At 66.4% G+C, this 16,184-nt stretch carries 15 protein-coding genes; 5 read left to right on the top strand and 10 right to left on the bottom strand.

Annotated features, from left to right (window positions below; all coding sequences use genetic code 11):
- Positions 1 to 29 precede the first annotated feature (29 nt).
- From dbpB (ACWC5C_RS11985) to ACWC5C_RS11970, 4 genes are read right to left on the bottom strand one after another with little or no spacing between them, the layout of a single operon-like run.
- Positions 30 to 1,124, bottom strand: coding sequence for a DGQHR domain-containing protein DpdB (gene dbpB, locus ACWC5C_RS11985; RefSeq protein ID WP_450875316.1), 1,095 nt, complete (start codon positions 1,122 to 1,124; stop codon positions 30 to 32).
- 47 nt (positions 1,125 to 1,171) lie between these two features.
- Positions 1,172 to 2,395: a tRNA-guanine transglycosylase DpdA gene (dpdA, locus tag ACWC5C_RS11980; protein WP_450875315.1), complete on the bottom strand. Its 1,224-nt coding sequence runs from the start codon at positions 2,393 to 2,395 to the stop codon at positions 1,172 to 1,174.
- Positions 2,392 to 3,534 carry a DGQHR domain-containing protein DpdB gene (dbpB, locus tag ACWC5C_RS11975; protein WP_450875314.1) on the bottom strand — a complete coding sequence of 381 codons (1,143 nt, stop codon included), beginning with the start codon at positions 3,532 to 3,534 and terminating at the stop codon, positions 2,392 to 2,394. Before dbpB (ACWC5C_RS11975) ends, dpdA begins: the two co-directional genes overlap by 4 nt.
- A complete protein-coding gene (locus ACWC5C_RS11970) occupies positions 3,531 to 4,352 on the bottom strand; it encodes a hypothetical protein (RefSeq protein ID WP_450875313.1) in 822 nt (273 codons plus the stop codon). Before ACWC5C_RS11970 ends, dbpB (ACWC5C_RS11975) begins: the two co-directional genes overlap by 4 nt.
- Positions 4,353 to 4,554: 202 nt before the next feature.
- Here ACWC5C_RS11970 and queC point away from each other — a divergent pair, with 202 nt between their 5' ends.
- Genes queC through ACWC5C_RS11950 form a run of 4 tightly spaced genes read left to right on the top strand, consistent with a single transcriptional unit; the run spans position 4,555 to position 7,015 of the window.
- Entirely contained in the window at positions 4,555 to 5,250 is a 696-nt protein-coding gene (gene queC, locus ACWC5C_RS11965) for a 7-cyano-7-deazaguanine synthase QueC (protein WP_450875312.1), read from the top strand.
- 2 nt (positions 5,251 to 5,252) lie between these two features.
- Complete coding sequence (gene queE / locus ACWC5C_RS11960) at positions 5,253 to 5,888, top strand: 7-carboxy-7-deazaguanine synthase (protein ID WP_450875311.1); 636 nt, start codon at positions 5,253 to 5,255, stop codon at positions 5,886 to 5,888.
- Positions 5,889 to 6,245 carry a 6-carboxytetrahydropterin synthase QueD gene (queD, locus tag ACWC5C_RS11955; protein ID WP_070198637.1) on the top strand — a complete coding sequence of 119 codons (357 nt, stop codon included), beginning with the start codon at positions 5,889 to 5,891 and terminating at the stop codon, positions 6,243 to 6,245.
- A gap of 2 nt (positions 6,246 to 6,247) precedes the next feature.
- A complete protein-coding gene (locus tag ACWC5C_RS11950; RefSeq protein WP_450875310.1) occupies positions 6,248 to 7,015 on the top strand; it encodes a GTP cyclohydrolase, FolE2/MptA family in 768 nt (255 codons plus the stop codon).
- A 383-nt stretch (positions 7,016 to 7,398) separates the two neighbouring features.
- Here ACWC5C_RS11950 and ACWC5C_RS11945 read toward each other — a convergent pair whose 3' ends face one another.
- The 3 genes from ACWC5C_RS11945 to ACWC5C_RS11935 form a co-directional block, all read right to left on the bottom strand.
- On the bottom strand, positions 7,399 to 9,207 hold the full coding sequence (locus ACWC5C_RS11945) for an IS481 family transposase (RefSeq protein WP_450875309.1): 1,809 nt from the start codon (positions 9,205 to 9,207) through the stop codon (positions 7,399 to 7,401).
- Positions 9,208 to 9,463: 256 nt separating this feature from the next.
- Positions 9,464 to 10,336 carry an IS3 family transposase gene (locus ACWC5C_RS11940; RefSeq protein WP_450875308.1) on the bottom strand — a complete coding sequence of 291 codons (873 nt, stop codon included), beginning with the start codon at positions 10,334 to 10,336 and terminating at the stop codon, positions 9,464 to 9,466.
- Positions 10,333 to 10,500 (bottom strand): hypothetical protein, encoded by a 168-nt coding sequence (locus ACWC5C_RS11935; protein WP_450875307.1) that lies wholly within the window; start codon positions 10,498 to 10,500, stop codon positions 10,333 to 10,335. Before ACWC5C_RS11935 ends, ACWC5C_RS11940 begins: the two co-directional genes overlap by 4 nt.
- Before the next feature lie 840 nt (positions 10,501 to 11,340).
- On the opposite strand from ACWC5C_RS11935, the gene ACWC5C_RS11930 reads away from it, so the two are divergent.
- Positions 11,341 to 12,447 carry a sialidase family protein gene (locus ACWC5C_RS11930; RefSeq protein ID WP_450875306.1) on the top strand — a complete coding sequence of 369 codons (1,107 nt, stop codon included), beginning with the start codon at positions 11,341 to 11,343 and terminating at the stop codon, positions 12,445 to 12,447.
- A gap of 55 nt (positions 12,448 to 12,502) precedes the next feature.
- On the opposite strand, the gene ACWC5C_RS11925 is transcribed toward ACWC5C_RS11930, so the two are convergent.
- The 3 genes from ACWC5C_RS11925 to ACWC5C_RS11915 are packed head-to-tail and all read right to left on the bottom strand — an operon-like array spanning position 12,503 to position 16,160.
- Entirely contained in the window at positions 12,503 to 14,290 is a 1,788-nt protein-coding gene (locus ACWC5C_RS11925; RefSeq protein WP_450875305.1) for an IucA/IucC family protein, read from the bottom strand.
- Complete coding sequence (locus ACWC5C_RS11920) at positions 14,287 to 14,859, bottom strand: GNAT family N-acetyltransferase (protein WP_450875304.1); 573 nt, start codon at positions 14,857 to 14,859, stop codon at positions 14,287 to 14,289. The genes ACWC5C_RS11925 and ACWC5C_RS11920 overlap by 4 nt, the downstream gene beginning before the upstream one ends.
- The gene (locus tag ACWC5C_RS11915; RefSeq protein ID WP_450875303.1) at positions 14,856 to 16,160 is read right to left on the bottom strand and encodes a lysine N(6)-hydroxylase/L-ornithine N(5)-oxygenase family protein; all 1,305 of its coding nucleotides are present in this window, start codon (positions 16,158 to 16,160) and stop codon (positions 14,856 to 14,858) included. Before ACWC5C_RS11915 ends, ACWC5C_RS11920 begins: the two co-directional genes overlap by 4 nt.
- Positions 16,161 to 16,184 lie beyond the last annotated feature (24 nt).

Raw genomic sequence — 16,184 nt, 5'->3', positions numbered from 1 at the left:
GCCACCGGTGGGTCAGCAGGGAGGCGTGACTATTTGCCGACCCAGGCCTGCAGGTGGCTGCTGAGCAGCCGCACGTCGCTGGCCGTGTTCTGGAGGCTGTTCCAGCGGCGTTCCTGGCCGTCTGCAAACGTCCAGGTGCCTGACGTCCAGGCGACGTTGCCTTCCAGGCCGCGCAGCGTGATGCGGACCTTGTTCCAGTTGACCTTGTTATAGGGGACATCCGCGGTGAGCCGGTCCATAACGAAGCCCATGGCCTGGATGCCCACGCCGTGGGTCAGCCTCGACTCCTTGGGAGGTCTGTCCCACGCGTCCTCGAACATGCTCGCCACGGGCTTCCAGAAGGACAGCAGGTGCGCCAGCATCGCCTCTTCGTCGCCGGTACCGTCCTCGGCGTTGCGGTATTGGTACAGGGCGCCTTCATAGATGCTGTGCTCCAGCATCTTCAGAACGCTGTTGTCCTTGATGTTGCCGCCGGGCGACGTGGGGCTGCTGATCCTTCCGCTGAAGGGGCCATCCCCCATGTTCAGCAGGACCATGATCTTCGCCGCGAGCTGGCGGCGCGCGTACGAGCGCGGCAGCTGGCCAGTGGTCTCGGGTAGCAGTTCGTACACGAGGCCCTTGGGCAGCGGCTTGGTCGAGTTGACCAGGATGAACTGCGACCGCTGCTCTTCCTGGGAGGCAATGAATCCCACCGCCGCCACGGGGAACTCCGCCAGGTCGGCGTCCCGGATCGCGGCGCTGCGCTGCTGGCCGTCCACGAGCCAGGCCGGCTTTTCGTGCTCGGCGAGCGACTCGTCGACGGGGATGACCAACTCGCCCGGGACGGCGTAGTCGATGCCCTTGGTCGGCCGGCCCGCAACGAACTCCACCCGGTCGTCGAACGCAAGGACCAGGGCGTTGGGCAGCATCGCCCCGTCGGACTCGAGGTAGCGGCGGATTGCCCGGATGTGGCTGAGGGCCTCGGGGCGCTGATACCCCTGCAGTTGCTTCTCGTCATCGCGGCGGATGCGCGAGACGGCGGTGAAGTCGTGCAGCTTCTTGCCATCGACCGCGAAGCAGTAGATCTGCTTGTCGCCTTGATTCACTTGCAGGGCGGGGAGTCGCAACGCGTATCGGTCGGCCACATCATCTCCTAGGTGGGCAGTTCGTAGACATCGGGCGGTTCGGGTGTTCACGTGAAGTTGAGCTGGCTCATCTTCGCCTGGAGGACGGTCATGTTGTGGAATCCGCGGCGCTTGTTCCGTTCGGTACCGCGGAAGATGACGATCTCGACGCCCAGGTCCTTGCAGAGAAGGCAGGAGCAGTACTTCCAGGGACGGTCGGCCAGGGTTTTCTTGTATTTGTCGTGATATTTGGCCCATTTTTTCTCGTCAACGAGAGTCAAATAGGTCTCCAACGCTGCCATGGCCTCGGTCAGTTCCAGTTGATCGTTGCCGTACGCACGCAAGGCGTGGAGGCATTCGCGCTCCGCCTTGATGGCGGCTGACTGGGAGACCACCCCCGCCAGGATCTGCCTCTTGAGCGTGGGATTTCCGTCGACCTGGGGGACCCGGACGGCCGTGTAGGTGTCCTCGGCGGTGTGGAAGTTGTTGCGCTCGTCCATGAAGGCCTGCCGGAAGGCGGAGGTGCTGTCGAAGCTGGCTACGCCGCGCTTGGAGAATTCTTCCATGCTGCCGATGCGCGTGATGCCCAGCAGGTGCAGTTTGGTGTTGTCCTTGTCGCGGATCTCTTCGATCTTGTCAAGGCAGGCCATGATCTCGTGGGACTTGAGGGGGACCATGCCGCCAAGAGCGATGCGCTTGTATCCCATGTCCTGGAGTTGGGTCACGCTGTCTGCATAGCTGGCCGGGCTCCATCCCTGGGCGGCGCCGAAGGGGATGACCTTGCTCTTGCGGTCCTCGATGCCGGCAAGGAATTCCTCGGCGAGCCTGAGCGAGATGCGTCGGCGCTCGGCCCACGCGGGGTCGACCTCGGCGTCGGTGGCCTCCGGTTGGTAGCCGAAGATCACGTGGTCAATGCTGACGCCCTCGTCGAACTGGCATCCTTCATAAAAATCGAGAACTTCTTCAACTGAGTACGGAGGGATCTTCTCGTCGACATAGTTGAATGCGCCGCAGTCTCCGAGGCTGTCCATTCCTTCGGGGAGTCGGAAGAAGTCGCGGACGCCGAGGCGGTAGAGCCGCTGCCGCTGGGGAGCAGTGTACTTTCCGGCACCCTTAACAGAGCCGTCAACGATGGCCTTGCTGACCAGTATGCCCTTGTAAGGGGCGGGAGTGACTACCTGGTGCGCATAGCGGTCATCGCGCTGCCGGACGCGAAAGTCGGAGTATTCATCGTTAAGGAAGTCGTAACTCGGGCTGACTTGGTCCTGACTGTCCGGAAAATAGAATTTCACGACGCGCTGGTCCTTGACTGGAAGTAGATACGAATCAAAAGGTTCGAAAGGGTGCTAATGTGCCGTGGTGTGTTCTGGAGTTCGTCCCACGGGGTGTTGAGTTCCGGCCAGCGTCCCTTGGTCCAGTGGCAGTGGGGAGCGATGAGCGCCAACTCGGCCTCGGCCCGCTCGTAGGCCTCGGGCGAACCCGGTTCGGCGACAGCGAGGACCCGGTCCATGACTCGGTCCATGAGTCGCCCCATCGAGCGGATGCCGACGCCGTGCATGAGGCGGCTCTTGGTCGGTGACACGCCCCAGGCGTCGGGGAAGGTGTCCCGTACCGCGCTCCAGTAGGTGATGAGGATGGTGCGGATCGTGGCGGTGTCGACCGTCCCGTTCGAGAGATTCTTGTACGGGAAAAGAGCGCCTGACGGCTTCAGGGATTCCTCGATAGCGGAGATCAGGCTGTTGTCCTTCACCACGGCACTGGATCGCTTGTCCGTGGTGGTCGACGCCTGCTTGATCAGTCCCTTGAAGGGGGAATCGGCGTCCTGGTTCAGAGCATTCACCAGGACAGAAGGGAGCTTTTTCGCGGACAGCTTCGTCGGGAGTTTGGTGTGCACCTCGGGGAGGAGTTCCGTCACCAGATTGCCGGGCAGTGGCGACACCGTGTTGACGCGCAGGAACTGATCCCGCTGCACCTCGATGTCCTCGGCGACAAAGCCGGCCACCATGACGGGTAGCTTGGATCTGCGGGTGCGCGCGAGTGCCAGGCTCCGCTGCTGCCCGTCCACGATGAAGGCAGGCCGGGGCGCGCTGGGCGACTCGGGCAGGAAGATCTCCAGCGTCCCGATGGTGGAAAGACCGTCCGTGCTGTTCGGTCCGCGGCTGCCCCGGAACCGCACCGAGGTCGGAAGGGCAAGGATGAGGCCGTTGGGGAACAGCACGTCCTCGCTGTCGAGGTACTCCAGGATCTGCTTCACGTGCTGCTTCTTCTCGGGCCTCTGGTACCCGAACAATTTGCCCGCTTCGTCCCGGGAGATCCGCGCGACATCGGCCACCCGGTCAATCTCTCCCGCTTCGAGCGCGAACACGTACAGCGGGATGCCCGGATTCTGCTCGATCCGCAGTGCCCTGCGTCTGATGACGTCTTCTGTCACCGCTCCCCCATGGTCCTCTTGTACAGACTGGCAAACCTGCTCTGCTCGCACGCTCGACCGCTGGCACGCAGGGCCCGCAGCAGCCGGGTGCGGGAGATGTCCGGCACCTTCGCAGTCTCCCGCCCGATAAAAGCGATCACGTCATCATCCGACATGGGCTCCCGGTTGTACTGCACCGGCTTCGTGGTGGTGGCCGACCACGCATTCCACGCCTTCTGCGCCTCCGGCGAGGTGAGCGCATGGTTCCCGGCGTGTTCGAGCCACGCCGCTGCCATGCGCGCGTTCAGGCTCGTCAACGTGCCGCCCACCGCATGGCTCAGGCCGGCGTCGGACCGGACTCGGTGCACTCCGGGAACCTCGCGCACGCCCCCGATGAGCAGCGCCTCACCGCCCTGCTCCCCCAGGGCCAGCAGTTCCTCCTCCATGGCGCCCGCATAGACCTCGGACAGCACCATCAGCACCGGCCCCCGGCGGCCGAGTTCCTGCAGCGTGGCCCGACCGGTTCCCGCCTGAAGGTGACCCCACCACCGGGCGTTCTCCTCCGTTGACGTGGCAACGGCATCGGCGTGCCGCGTGCTGAACGTTGCCGCATAGACGGGTGCCTTGTGCACTTCGGGCTCCACCTGTTGCAGGCCCAGCCCGGCCGAGGCCACCCACAGCTCCGCCTGGTACCCCGCGGCCGAGGCCGCCGTCACCAGTCGGCGCGACCGAGCCCAATGATCACCGCGGTAGAGGTCCGAGAGGGAGTGCAGAGAGGGCCCTCCGCGGGCGGTCGCGCTCCGCAGGCGCTCCTGCCAGTTGCCGGAGCGCTGCTTCACACTGCCCTCCGGCAAGTTCCTGGCGCACAGGGCCGCGTCCGGCCTCTCGACCTTGCGGTCAGTGCACGTAACTACCAGCGATAGTTGCCCCACGCGGTTCGACTCCTGACACTCATAACTCGTACTTGCTGGCGGTTACTTTACCTGTCAGTTTCCACGCTAGGCTTCAGGCATACACAACGGTCTAACTAGGGAGTAAGGCATGGCACGTCCTGCGATCGTTCTGCTGAGCGGCGGCCTGGACTCGACCACGGTCATGGCCATCGCGAAGGATCAGGGCTACACGCCCTACGCCCTCAGCTTCCGCTACGGTCAGCGCCACAGCGTGGAGCTCGAGGCCGCGAAGCGCGTGGTCGAGGCCCAGGGCGCGGCCCGGCACGTCATTGCTGACATTGACCTGCGAGTTTTCGGCGGCTCCGCGCTGACCTCTGACATCGAGGTGCCCAAGCACGACTCTCTGGACCACACCGAGGAGGGCGGCGTGCCCATCACTTATGTGCCTGCACGCAACACGATCTTCCTGTCGTTCGCGCTGGCATACGCCGAAACTGTCAACGCGAGTGACATCTTCACCGGTGTCACTGCCGTCGACTACAGCGGCTACCCGGACTGCCGTCCCGAGTACATCGACGCATACGCAAAGATGGCCAACCTGGCGACCCGTGCCGGCGTCGAGGGCACCCAGCAGCTCAAGATCCACTCGCCGCTCATGGAGATGTCGAAGGCCGACATCGTGCGTGAGGGCCTGCGCCTGGGTGTGGACTACTCCATCACCTCCAGTTGCTACGACCCCGACGAGCAGGGACGTGCCTGTGGCCGCTGCGAGACCTGCCTGCTGCGCCTGAAGGGCTTCGCCGAGGCTGGTTCCACCGACCCCGTGCGGTACCAGGACGCCTGAGAATGACGTATCTGATCAAAGAGATCTTCTACACCCTCCAAGGCGAGGGCAGCCATGCAGGCCGCCCGGCGGTCTTCTGCCGCTTCTCACGCTGCAACCTGTGGACGGGCCTGGAGAAGGACCGCCACCGCGCCATCTGCCAGTTCTGCGACACCGACTTCGTGGGCACCGACGGCGAAGGCGGCGGCCGGTTCGCCACGCCCGAGGACCTCGCCCAAGCCGTGGAGAACGCCTGGCCTTCGGAGTCCGCCGAGCACCGCTTCGTCGTGTGCACGGGCGGCGAGCCGCTCCTGCAACTCGACGAGGCGGCCGTCGAGGCCCTGCATGCCAGGGGCTTCGAGGTCGCGGTCGAGACCAACGGCACGCGCGTGCCGCCGGCGGGCATCGACTGGCTGTGTGTGAGCCCCAAGATTGGCTCCGAACTCGTAGTCACCAAGGGCGACGAGTTGAAGCTGGTCTACCCCCAACTGGGCGGAGCTCCCTCCCAGTTTGAGAATCTGGACTTCAGGTTCTTCCGCCTTCAAGCAATGGATGGCCCCGACTTGGAGGCCAATACCCGTGCAGTAGTCGACTACTGCATGAAAAACCCGCGCTGGATTCTCTCTCTCCAGACGCACAAGTATCTGGGAATTCAGTAAATGGAAATCTTTCGCGAGTTCAATTTCGAGGCGGCGCACCGGCTGCCCAACGTCCCCGAGGGCCACAAGTGCTCCCGGCTGCACGGCCACTCCTACAAGGTGATCGTGCACGTCGAGGCGCCGGTTGACCCCGAGGCGGGCTGGGTCATGGACTTCGGTGACCTCAAGCGGACGTTCAAGCCGATCGAGTCGCAACTCGACCACTATTACCTGAACGACATCGAGGGCCTGGAGAACCCGACCAGCGAGGTCCTGGCCCGCTGGATCTGGGAGCGCCTCCAGCCCAACCTGTCGGGGCTCTCGGCTTTGACGGTCCGCGAGACGTGCACGTCGGGCTGCACGTACCGGGGCGAGTGAGCATGCACGACATCCAGAACGAGACCGACTCCCGGGGTATCGAACTCGACCGGGTCGGTATCGACGGTGTCCGATACCCCGTGTCCTTCGAGGACGGCCATCTCCGCCAGGAGGGCATCGCGGACTTCGAGGTGACGGTGCGCCTCCAGCACGACCGGCGCGGCACGCATATGAGCCGCATGGTCGCCCTCGTGCACGAGCACTTGCAGAGGTTCGACCCGCGGCGGTTGCCCACTGTCCTCAAGACCGGCGCGGATCTGCTGGATGCGCCCGCCATCACCGTGGCGATGGCCATGCCCGTCAGCACGACCGTGGTCGCCCCGGCAAGCGGCCGTGAGTCAAAGCAGGTGCACGACATCCGCATCGAAGGGCACTGGGACAACGGCAACGTGACGGTCCAGACGGCCGTGACCGCGGAGGTGACCAGCCTCTGCCCGTGTTCCAAGGCCATCTCCGACTACGGCGCACACAATCAACGCAGCCAGGTCACGCTCACCGTGACCGGCCAGGGCGACACCCCCTACCCCCTGCCGGTTCACGGCGCCGTGCGGTTGCTGTCGTCCTCCGCTTCGGCGCCGGTGGTGCCCTTGGTCAAGCGCGCCGACGAGCGTGTCCTGACCATGCAGGCGTACGACAGTCCGGTGTTCGTCGAGGACATGGCCCGCGCGGTCAGTGCCTCCTGCCGGGATCGGGGCCTTCGGCACGCGGTGAATATCCGCAACCTGGAGAGCATCCACAGCCACGATGCCATCGCCTTCATCTCTGGTTAGCTAACCAGTCCACGGCATCCAGCGCGCGGGCTCTCTCTGGCCCTGCCCCTGTGCATCGCACGGGCCGGGCCAGCTTTCGTGCGCCTTTCAGCCTGGAACGCCCGTGCCGGGGAGTATCGGCTTGCGTTCCGTAGATTCGATGAACGTTCCGGGTTTGATGGAGACATCGGACTGTCCCGGGTTGGGCGGAGTCGCCACCACGCAAGAGGGCCGTGCTCGTCGAGCCAAGGTGTTCAATCGCACCCTGCCCGCCGTCACCGAAGAGACCCCGGAGCCACAAGTGTCGGACGGGGAGATCGCACAAGAAGGGGATGACCAGGAACCACCTGAGCCGGCCGCATGAGCCTGTTCACCTGTGTCGGTGTGAGGTCTCAGGACTTCCTTCACGGATTGTCGTCAGGAGATGCTTGACCGCCCTTCTGGGTGCCCATGCCCTTGACGTACAGCCTGGTGATGGGGCCGGGGTTCTTGCGGGGCCGGACAGCGAGTTCGTTCTCCCCATGGAAGATCCGGAAATGGGTGTCCTCGATGATGACGGTGACGATCTTTCCGGCATGCCGGGGGCCGAGCTTGATGAACTGGCCATTGACCATGAAGCGACCGCTCGCATGCACCTTGCGCTGGGCTCGGATAGAGCCAGTCGGCAAGGGCGGAGGAGGCAGCGGAGAAGCAGCAGTTCGCGCCCCGGGTATCCGCCCCAGCCGGTCCGCTGGCACCGGACAGGGCCAGGTGCCCATCAGCGCGTCGTCGGCAATGGCGTGCATGAGGTGCCCGTCGAGCCGGAGGGTGATGGCGCGACCCGCCAGGGCGAAGCCCACCTGGTATCGACCTCCTGCCAGGCAGACAAGTCCATCTCGCTGGACCTTGCGGTCGACTTCGACCGGCTCGCCGGCGGCGAGGATGGCTTTGCCACTGCGGGCTCTGGGCAGGGCGGCCGGTGCAGGTTCCGGACCAGCCGGGCGAGCTCCGTAACGCATGGTCAGATAGGCGAGGTCCTCCGGCCGCAGCCGGGACGGGACCGTGGTGATCAGGTGCCCGTCCAGCAGGAAATGGATGCTGCGCTGGTTCGCCCAGACCGTTAGCGTCCGTCCCGCCAGTGCCTGATGGATGCCCACCCGCTGTCGGCCGGACACCAGGGTGATCTCACCGCTGGGCGGTACTCTCAGCTCCAGTTCCACCGCCGTCCCATGCGGGGGAAGGTCCGGCGGATCGACAACATCGATGAGCAACTCCGGTTCATCCGCCGCTTGTTTCATCTGGTCATCGGCCTCGTGGTCGGGGGCGTGGGGCCGAAAGAGACTGGATGGGGTGGCCATGTCCAGTGCCTGATGGGGGCGCTGGTGGTTGTAGGCGTGCACCCAGCCGTCCACCGCCTCCTGGGCTGCGGCGAGTGACTCGAACGGCACCACGTGGTCAAGGAACTCCTCCCGCAAGGTGCGGTGGAAGCGTTCGATCTTGCCGGTGGTGGTCGGCGAACGCGGCTTGGTGAGTCTCTGGGTGATGCCGTTCTCCCGGCAGATGCGCTCGAAGAGCACCTCCACCGGCTGTGGACGCGTGTGGCGGCCGGTGAACTGCTTGCCGTTGTCCGTCAGGACCTCGAAGGGCACCCCGTAGCGGCGCATCGCCGCGGTAAATGCCGAGCACACCGCACGGGCGCTGGGCACCGCGACAACCGAGGCGATGACGATGAACCGTGCATGGTCATCGATGCCGGTGACCATCTTGCATTCCCGCCCGTCCGCCAGCGGCACCCCGCCCACCAGGTCCATCTGCCACAGATGCATGGGTGCCTCGCGCTGCCACCGCCGGTATCGGCGTGGATGCTGCTGTTCTTGCGGCCGTACCAGCCCGTTGCGGGACAGCACCCGATGCACCGTCGCCCGGGATGGCGACGTATCCAGCCGGTGCCGGACCAGCTCGTGCGCGATCCGCCGAGCCCCCCACCTGGGGTGTTGCCGGCGCAGCTCGCAGATCACGGCCTCCACCTCTGCGGATAACCGTGTGGGACTGTTTCTCGGCCGCCGCGAACGGTCGGCAAGACCGGGCATGCCCTCCTGCTCGAACCGCCGCCGCCAGGCGTGAAGAGTCTGGCGGGACACGCCGTACCGGGCTGCGACCTCACCGATCGGGGACGCACCGAGCACCTCACGGACGGCTCGGTAGCGGTACTCGGTCAACTGCTGCGGATCCACAGGCGCCTACCGAAGATGCTGGCCTCGCCGGTGAGCGAGGAACAACGATCAATCCGTCAGGTCAACCATGTCCAGACGACGAACGGTTAAGCATCTCCTGAGCCCCAACACCGACACACATGGCCCCCTGGCGCTCCGGGCGCACCAACCACCTTCAGCATGCACGACAAGCGCATGCCCAGCCGCCTGACCAGTCTTCACTTCACCGTTTCCATCTGAGCTTGTTCCGCTTTGACGGACACCGTCGGTGTGGTGGTCAGGCTGCGAGCGCGGGCTCGTATTCGGCAGGACTGCGGTAGCCGAGGCTGCTGTGCAGGCGGTGCAAGTTGTACCAGCCTTCGATGAAATCGAAGATTGAGGTCCGAGCCAGAGCCCGGCTCGGACCGGGTTGTGTGCCGAGCAGTTCCCGTTTGATCGTCGCGAAGAAGGACTCGGCGAGGGCGTTGTCCCAGCACTGTCCGGTGCGGCCGACGGACAGGCGGCGGACACCGAACTCCGCTGCCAGGGAGGCGAATTGTTGGCTGGTGTACTGGCATCCGCGGTCCGAGTGGAAGATCACCGGCCGGGTGGGGCGGCGCTGGCGGCAGGTGGTTTTGAGAGCGTCGGCGACCAGGTCGGTCCGCAGATGCCCGGCGGTCGCCCAGCCGACTACCCGGCACGAGGCGATGTCGATGATGGTGGCCAGGTAGAGTCGGCCCTCCTCGGTCGGAATGTAGGTGATGTCGCCGCACCAGGGGGTGTCGACCGCCGTGGAATTGGGGGTGGAGTCCCGGAGGACAAGGTCGGGCCGCCAGGCGGCTCGCGGATCAGGGATCGTGGTCGGGTGCCGCCGTCTGCCGTGGATGCCCTGCAGGCCGGCCGCATGAGCCGGGCGATCCGCCGGCGACCGCAGCCGGCACCCCTGCGCTGGAGAGCGGCGTGGATGCGCGGGGCTCCGTAGGTGCCGCGCGAGTGCTGGCGGACCAAGGCGATCTGCCGGGTCAGTTCGGCATCGCGAACGGCCCCGGGGGCCGGGCTTTGCAGTTCGGCGGGCGTAGAAGGCGGCTCGGGAGACCTTCAGCAGTTCACACGCGCGCTTGATGCTGTGGCCGCTCTGCTTCTCCGCCTCGATGAACGGGTGCACCGTCACCGGGTCTCCTTCGCGAAGAAAGCCGTGGCCCGTTTGAGGATGTCCGTGTCCCCCCGCAGTCTGCGGTTCTCGCGCGGCAACGCGGCCAGCTCCTCGCGTTCACCGCTGGCGAGGCCATCCCGTTCACCCGCGTCGACCTCAGCCTGGCTGCCCCACAGGCGCACTGCGTCTCTGTGAGATCGAAGTCCTTGGCGATCTGTCCGACCGAGCGGTCACCGCGGCGGCTCAGCTCGACGATCTCGGCCTTGAACTCCGGCGTGAACGAGCGGCGAGGGCGAGGCTCCTTCTTCCCCATGCTCTCCATGAAGGACATCATCCCTTCGGGGCCAAAACCCCTGATCTTCGATGTCCGTCAAAGCGAATCAAGCCCACCCCAAGCCGGACCGGCAAGGGCAAGGAAGCCATCCAGTGCCACACCGCCCGCTTCCGCCTCGTGCCCCAACTCGCGAGAACCGATACGTGCTCAAGAGGCGCCCGAGTGTTCAGACGGTGCTGGCCCGCCAGCTACAACACGCTACTGGGCTGACCTGCGAAGACGTCTCACGCGTTCCCGATTCGGAGAAAGGGCGTTCCTGAGCCTCGCTGAGACGATGCTTTGACCTGCGGTTTCGGAATTATCCGCAAGGCCCACGGAGGCACGGAGGCATCGACTGACCACCCACAGCGTAGCGGATGTGGTCTTCGGGGTTCGCCTCCGTTGGGCGTACGTCCAGGGGTTCGGGGGCTGGGTGAAGTGTCGGGCTTTCGACGATATGGGGCGTATGCAACTATTGCGTGCGACGCAAGCCGTCAAGGGGAACGGTGCGCTCCTGTTAGTGGCCTGTTAGTGGATCATCAGCGCCGACGAGCAGTCTTGTCCCATGCCAGCAACCACCATTCTCCGTTCACGTCGGCGCAGCGGCCCGGCGGCATTCCTCATGACGTTCGTCGTCGCGTTCAGCGCTCTTTCACTCACCTCGTGCCGCGGCGACCCGCAGCAGGACAGTGAGTCTGGGAAGGGGGCGGTGAGCAACAACGCGGCGCCCGGGAAGATGGCGGGGCGCGCCGCGCTGGGGGAGGGCGGGGCGCTGTATCCGAGGGCGATACGGCTGCAGCACAGCGGGAGCGCGAACGGGCGTGTGCTCGCCTCGTCCGTCGTCCACAAGGGCGGCAACGGCGTCGGGGAGATTCAGGAGAGCACCGACGGCGGCAAGAGCTTCCGCCAGGTGGGCGCCGTCGCCGATCCGAAGGGGGCGGACGGCAAGGGGCTGTGCTGCGCGACGCTGTACGAGCTGCCGAAGCAGGTCGGGGACATGCCTGCCGGGACGCTGCTGTGGGCCGCGTCCTTCGGGCAGGACGAGAAGCCGGAGCCCCGGATGTCGATCCGGGTGTTCAAGAGCACCGATCACGGACGCAACTGGAGCCCTCTGTCCACGGTCGCCACCTCGCCGAGTGCCAAGGGGCTGTGGGAGCCGGAGTTCTCCATCGACGCGCAGGGGAACCTGGTCTGTCACTACTCCGACGAGACCGATCCGCGTCACAGCCAGAAGCTCGTCGCCGTACGGTCGAAGGACGGCGTCTCGTGGAGCGGGCCGCGCGACACCGTCACCAGCAAGCTGGAGTCCGACCGGCCGGGGATGCCGGTCGTGCGGAAGCTGCCGAACGGGACGTACGTCATGACGTACGAGATCTGCGCGGCCGGAGGCAAGTACGCGTGCGTGGCGCATCTGCGGACGTCCCGCGACGGATGGGACTGGGGTGACCCGTCCGACCTGGGCACCCGGGCGGAGACGGCGGACGGGAAGTACTTCCTGCACGCGCCGAACCTGGCCTGGGCGCCGGAGGAGGGCAATCCGCAGGGCAAGCTGCTGCTGATCGGCCAGGCGATGTACAACAAGGACGGCAGCCGGGCCCAGGGCAGCGGGCGCACGATCTGGACCAACAGCAAGGGCGGGGAAGGAGCGTGGCGCGAGATCCCGGCCCCGGTCGCCGTGAAGTCCGGCAAGCTCGACTCGTGCCCCAACTACAGCTCCAGCCTGCTGCCGTCGGAGGACGGCAGCCAGGTGCTGGAGATCGCCACCGACTATGAGGGCGGGGTCTGCCGACCGTACTTCGGCACCGGGAAGTCGTAGAACACCACGGGCACCGCCGCACGCATGCGGCGGTGCCCGTGGCCATCAGCGCAGCTCAGCCCTCCGGGCGGAACCGGGCGATCGGGTTCCGCAGGGTGCCGATCAGCTGGAGCGCGCCCGCCGGGTCCTGGAGGTCGACCATCTCGCGGTTGTTGCGCAGCTGGAGCCGGTTGAGGCAGGACAGCGCGAAGTCCTCCTCGAACATGTCGTACTGCTTGAACTTGTCCGCCAGGTGCGGCATCGCCTCCTGGTAGCTGCGCACGCTGTCGGCGACCGTCTGCCAGAAGGTGTCCTCCTCGACGATCCCGTCGGCGACGAGGATGCCGTTGAGGAAGCGCAGGAAGCAGTCGAAGACGTCGGTGAAGATGGACAGCAGTTTCTTGTCCTCGGGAACGTCCGCGCGGATGCGCTCGACGGCCGGGGGCAGGACCGCTTCCGAGTCCAGGACGGCGATCTCCTCGGCGATGTCCTTGAAGATCACCCGCTGGACGGCGCCGCCCTCGATGACCAGGATGACGTTCTCGCCGTGCGGCATGAACACCAGGTCGTACGCGTAGAAGGAGTGCAGCACCGGCGTGAGGTAGGCGTCCAGGTAGCCGCGCAGCCACTCCGCCGGGGTGAGGCCGGACTCCTCGATGAGGGCGGCGGCGAAGGAGCCGCCGTCGGCGTCGGTGTGGAGGAGGGAGGCCATGGTGGCGAGGCGCTGGCCGGGCTCCAGCGACGCGACGGGGCTCTCGCGCCACAGGGCGGCGAGCATTTTCCGGTACGGGGAGTACCGGTTGGTGGCGGCCTCGTACTGGCGGTGGTGGTAGCCGATGGCGGCCCGCTCGCGGATGATCGAGAAGCGGGCGGCCTGGAAGACGTCGTCGGAGGCGATGACGCCCGCCAGCCAGTCGTTGATGGCCGGGGTGGCCTCCATGTAGGCGGCCGACAGACCCCGCATGAAGCCCATGTTGAGGACCGACAGGGCGGTCTTCACATAGTGCTTGGACGGGTGGCTGGCGTTGAAGAAGGTACGGATCGACTGCTGTGCCAGGTACTCGTCCTCGCCGGTGCCGAGCCAGACCAGCCGCTGCTGGGCGACCTCGGCGGCGAAGCTGACGGACAGCTTGTTCCACCACTGCCAGGGGTGCACCGGCAGCAGGTGGTAGTCGGCGATGTCGAGGCCCTGGCCGCTGAGGGTCTCCGCGAAGCGGGCCCGGGTCTCCTCGCTCAGCTCGTCGCGCACCAGCGCGTCGTAGTCGATGTCGGACGAGGCGGTGAAGGTGGAGTGGTCGCGGTGCGCGGCCAGCCAGACCAGCTGGACGGGGCTCGCGGTCTCCGGGGCGTACGAGAGGTACTCGTGGATGCCGAAGCCGAGCCGCCCGTTGTTGGCGACGAAGCACGGGTGACCCTCGGTCATCCCCGTCTCGATCTCCTGGAAGCCGGATGTGGCGAGCTGCGCCGCGCCCACCGGCTCGGCGGCCAGTTTGTAGGCCGTACCGGAGAGGGTGGAGCTGATCTCCTCCAGGTAGACGGGGAGGATGTCGTCGCTGAGGCCGAGGGCGCCGCGCAGCTCGATGAAGAAGTCGAGGGCGTCCAGCGGGCGCTCGGCGCCGTCCCGGCCGTGGCGGGTGATGCTGTCCGCGTCGACCACCCAGTGGTCCAGGGTGAGGACGCGGGCGGCGAAGCGGTACGTCACCGAGCCGTCGTCGCTGGCGACGGCGTAGCGGCCGTCATCGCCCAGCTCGGGCTTCAGCAGGCGCTCATGGGTGAACTCGGCGAGGGCTTTGCGTATGAGGAGGCGGCCCGCCCGCTCCCACAGGTCGGGGGTGAGGTGGGCGACGGCATCGCGGGGGCTCATCGGAATACTCCTTGGGCGGCGCGCGCGGCGACGAAGCGCTCGCGCGTGCAGGTACTGAGGTAGGCGTCCTTCTCCGGTTTGACGATCTTCTCGACGACGTCGAATCCGACCGCCGCGTTCAGCGCGTGCACCGCGTCGTTGCGGACGTCGGGCTCGACGACGACGCGCCGGGTGGCGGGGTCGTCGAAGCAGAACTCCATGACGGTGGTGATCACGGCGAGGGTGAAGCCGTGCACCGGGGTGTCGGTCGGCGCGCACAGGAAGTGCATGCCGACGTCACCCTCGCGGGGCTCGTACAGCCCCTTCAGCTCGACCTCGGCCGGGTCGTAGCGCTCGGCGAGGAAGCCGGGTTCGCCCTCGTGGAGGCCGATGAAGGCCTCGTGGTGCGGGTGGTCGGCGATCCTGCGGTACTCGGCCTCGGTGTCGGCGAGGGTCGCGTCCTGCATCATCCAGTAGGACGCCTTGGGGTGGGTCACCCAGCCGTGCAGCAGCGCGGCGTCGGCCTCCGGGTCGAGGGCACGCAGCTCGAAGCCGCCGAGACGGTCGTCGTGACGCTTGAACAGGGTCATGTGAGCGGTCCCTCCGGCGCGCCGAACTCCTGGAAGGCGATGGACTTCTCGACCGGGTACTCCTCGCGGCCCAGCAGCTCGCGGATGATCCAGGAGTTGCGGTACGGCCCCATACCCAGGTCGGGCGAGGTGAGGCTGTGCGCCTGGGTGGAGCCGTTCTGCAGGAAGATGCCGCGCCCTGTGGTGTCGATGCTGTAGTTGCGGGCGACGTCGAAGCGGCCGTGGTCGTCCCAGCGGATGCGGTCGCGCACCGGCTCCAGGAAGGCGGGCACCTGGTAGCGGTAGCCGGTGGCCAGGACGAGGCCCTGGGTGGTGAGGGAGAAGTCGCGCTCCTGCTCCTCGTGGCGCAGCCCGAGGGTGTACGTACCGGTGGACTCGTCGTACGAGGCGTCCGTGAGCGCGGTGTTGGTGAGCAGCCGGGTGGGCACCGGGCCGTCCAGGCTCTGCTGGTAGAGCAGGTCGTAGATCGCGTTGATGAGATCCGCGTCGATGCCCTTGAACAGGGCCTTCTGCTCGGTCTCCAGCCGGTAGCGGGTGTCCTCGGGGAGGGCGTGGAAGTAGTCCACGTACTCCGGCGAGGTCATCTCCAGCGTCAGCTTGGTGTATTCGAGCGGGAAGAAGCGCGGGGAGCGGGTCACCCAGTTGAGGCGGTAGCCGTGGCTGCCGATGTCGGCCAGCAGGTCCTGGTAGATCTCGGCGGCGCTCTGCCCGCTGCCGACGATCGTGATGGACTCCTTGGCCTGCAGCGTCTCCTTGTGCTCCAGGTAGCGCCCGTTGTGCAGCAGGTCGCCGCCGAGGTCCTGGCAGGTCTCGGGGATGAAGGGCGGGGTGCCGGTGCCGAGGACCAGATGGCGGGCGCGGTGCTCGGTGGTCTCGCCGGTGGGGCGCTGGGAGCGCACGGTGTAGAGGCCGTCGGCGTCGTCGTACGTGACGGACGTGACCTCATGGCCGAAGCGGACGCTGGAGAGCTTGCCCGCGGCCCAGCGGCAGTACTTGTTGTACTCGGCGCGCAGCGGATAGAAGATCTCGCGGATGTAGAACGAGTACAGCCGCCCGGATTCCTTCAGGTAGTTGAGGAAGGAGTACGGGGAGGTCGGGTCGGCGAGGGTGACGAGGTCGGCCATGAACGGGGTCTGGAGGGTGACGCCGTCCAGCAGCATGCCCGGATGCCAGTCGAAGTCGGGCTTGCTCTCCAGGAAGAGGCCGTCCAGCTCGTCGATCGGTTCGGTGAGGCAGGCCAGGCCCAGGTTATAGGGGCCGAGGCCGACCGCGACGAAGTCATATATGTGCGGGGTGGACACGGTGGTTCTCCGGGGTGTTGCGGC

The organism is Streptomyces sp. NPDC001700 (assembly GCF_053596435.1).
Note: the sequence above shows the minus strand (reverse complement) of the source record. Positions and strands in the feature narration are given on the sequence as shown.

What these genes read in the sequence shown, in the direction of transcription:
- queC (WP_450875312.1), top strand. Translation starts at nt 4,555, where the DNA reads ATGGCACGTCCTGCGATCGTTCTGCTGAGCGGCGGCCTGGACTCGACC.
- queE (WP_450875311.1), top strand. Translation starts at nt 5,253, where the DNA reads ATGACGTATCTGATCAAAGAGATCTTCTACACCCTCCAAGGCGAGGGC.
- queD (WP_070198637.1), top strand. Translation starts at nt 5,889, where the DNA reads ATGGAAATCTTTCGCGAGTTCAATTTCGAGGCGGCGCACCGGCTGCCC.
- ACWC5C_RS11950 (WP_450875310.1), top strand. Translation starts at nt 6,248, where the DNA reads ATGCACGACATCCAGAACGAGACCGACTCCCGGGGTATCGAACTCGAC.
- ACWC5C_RS11925 (WP_450875305.1), bottom strand. Translation starts at nt 14,290, where the DNA reads ATGAGCCCCCGCGATGCCGTCGCCCACCTCACCCCCGACCTGTGGGAG.
- ACWC5C_RS11920 (WP_450875304.1), bottom strand. Translation starts at nt 14,859, where the DNA reads ATGACCCTGTTCAAGCGTCACGACGACCGTCTCGGCGGCTTCGAGCTG.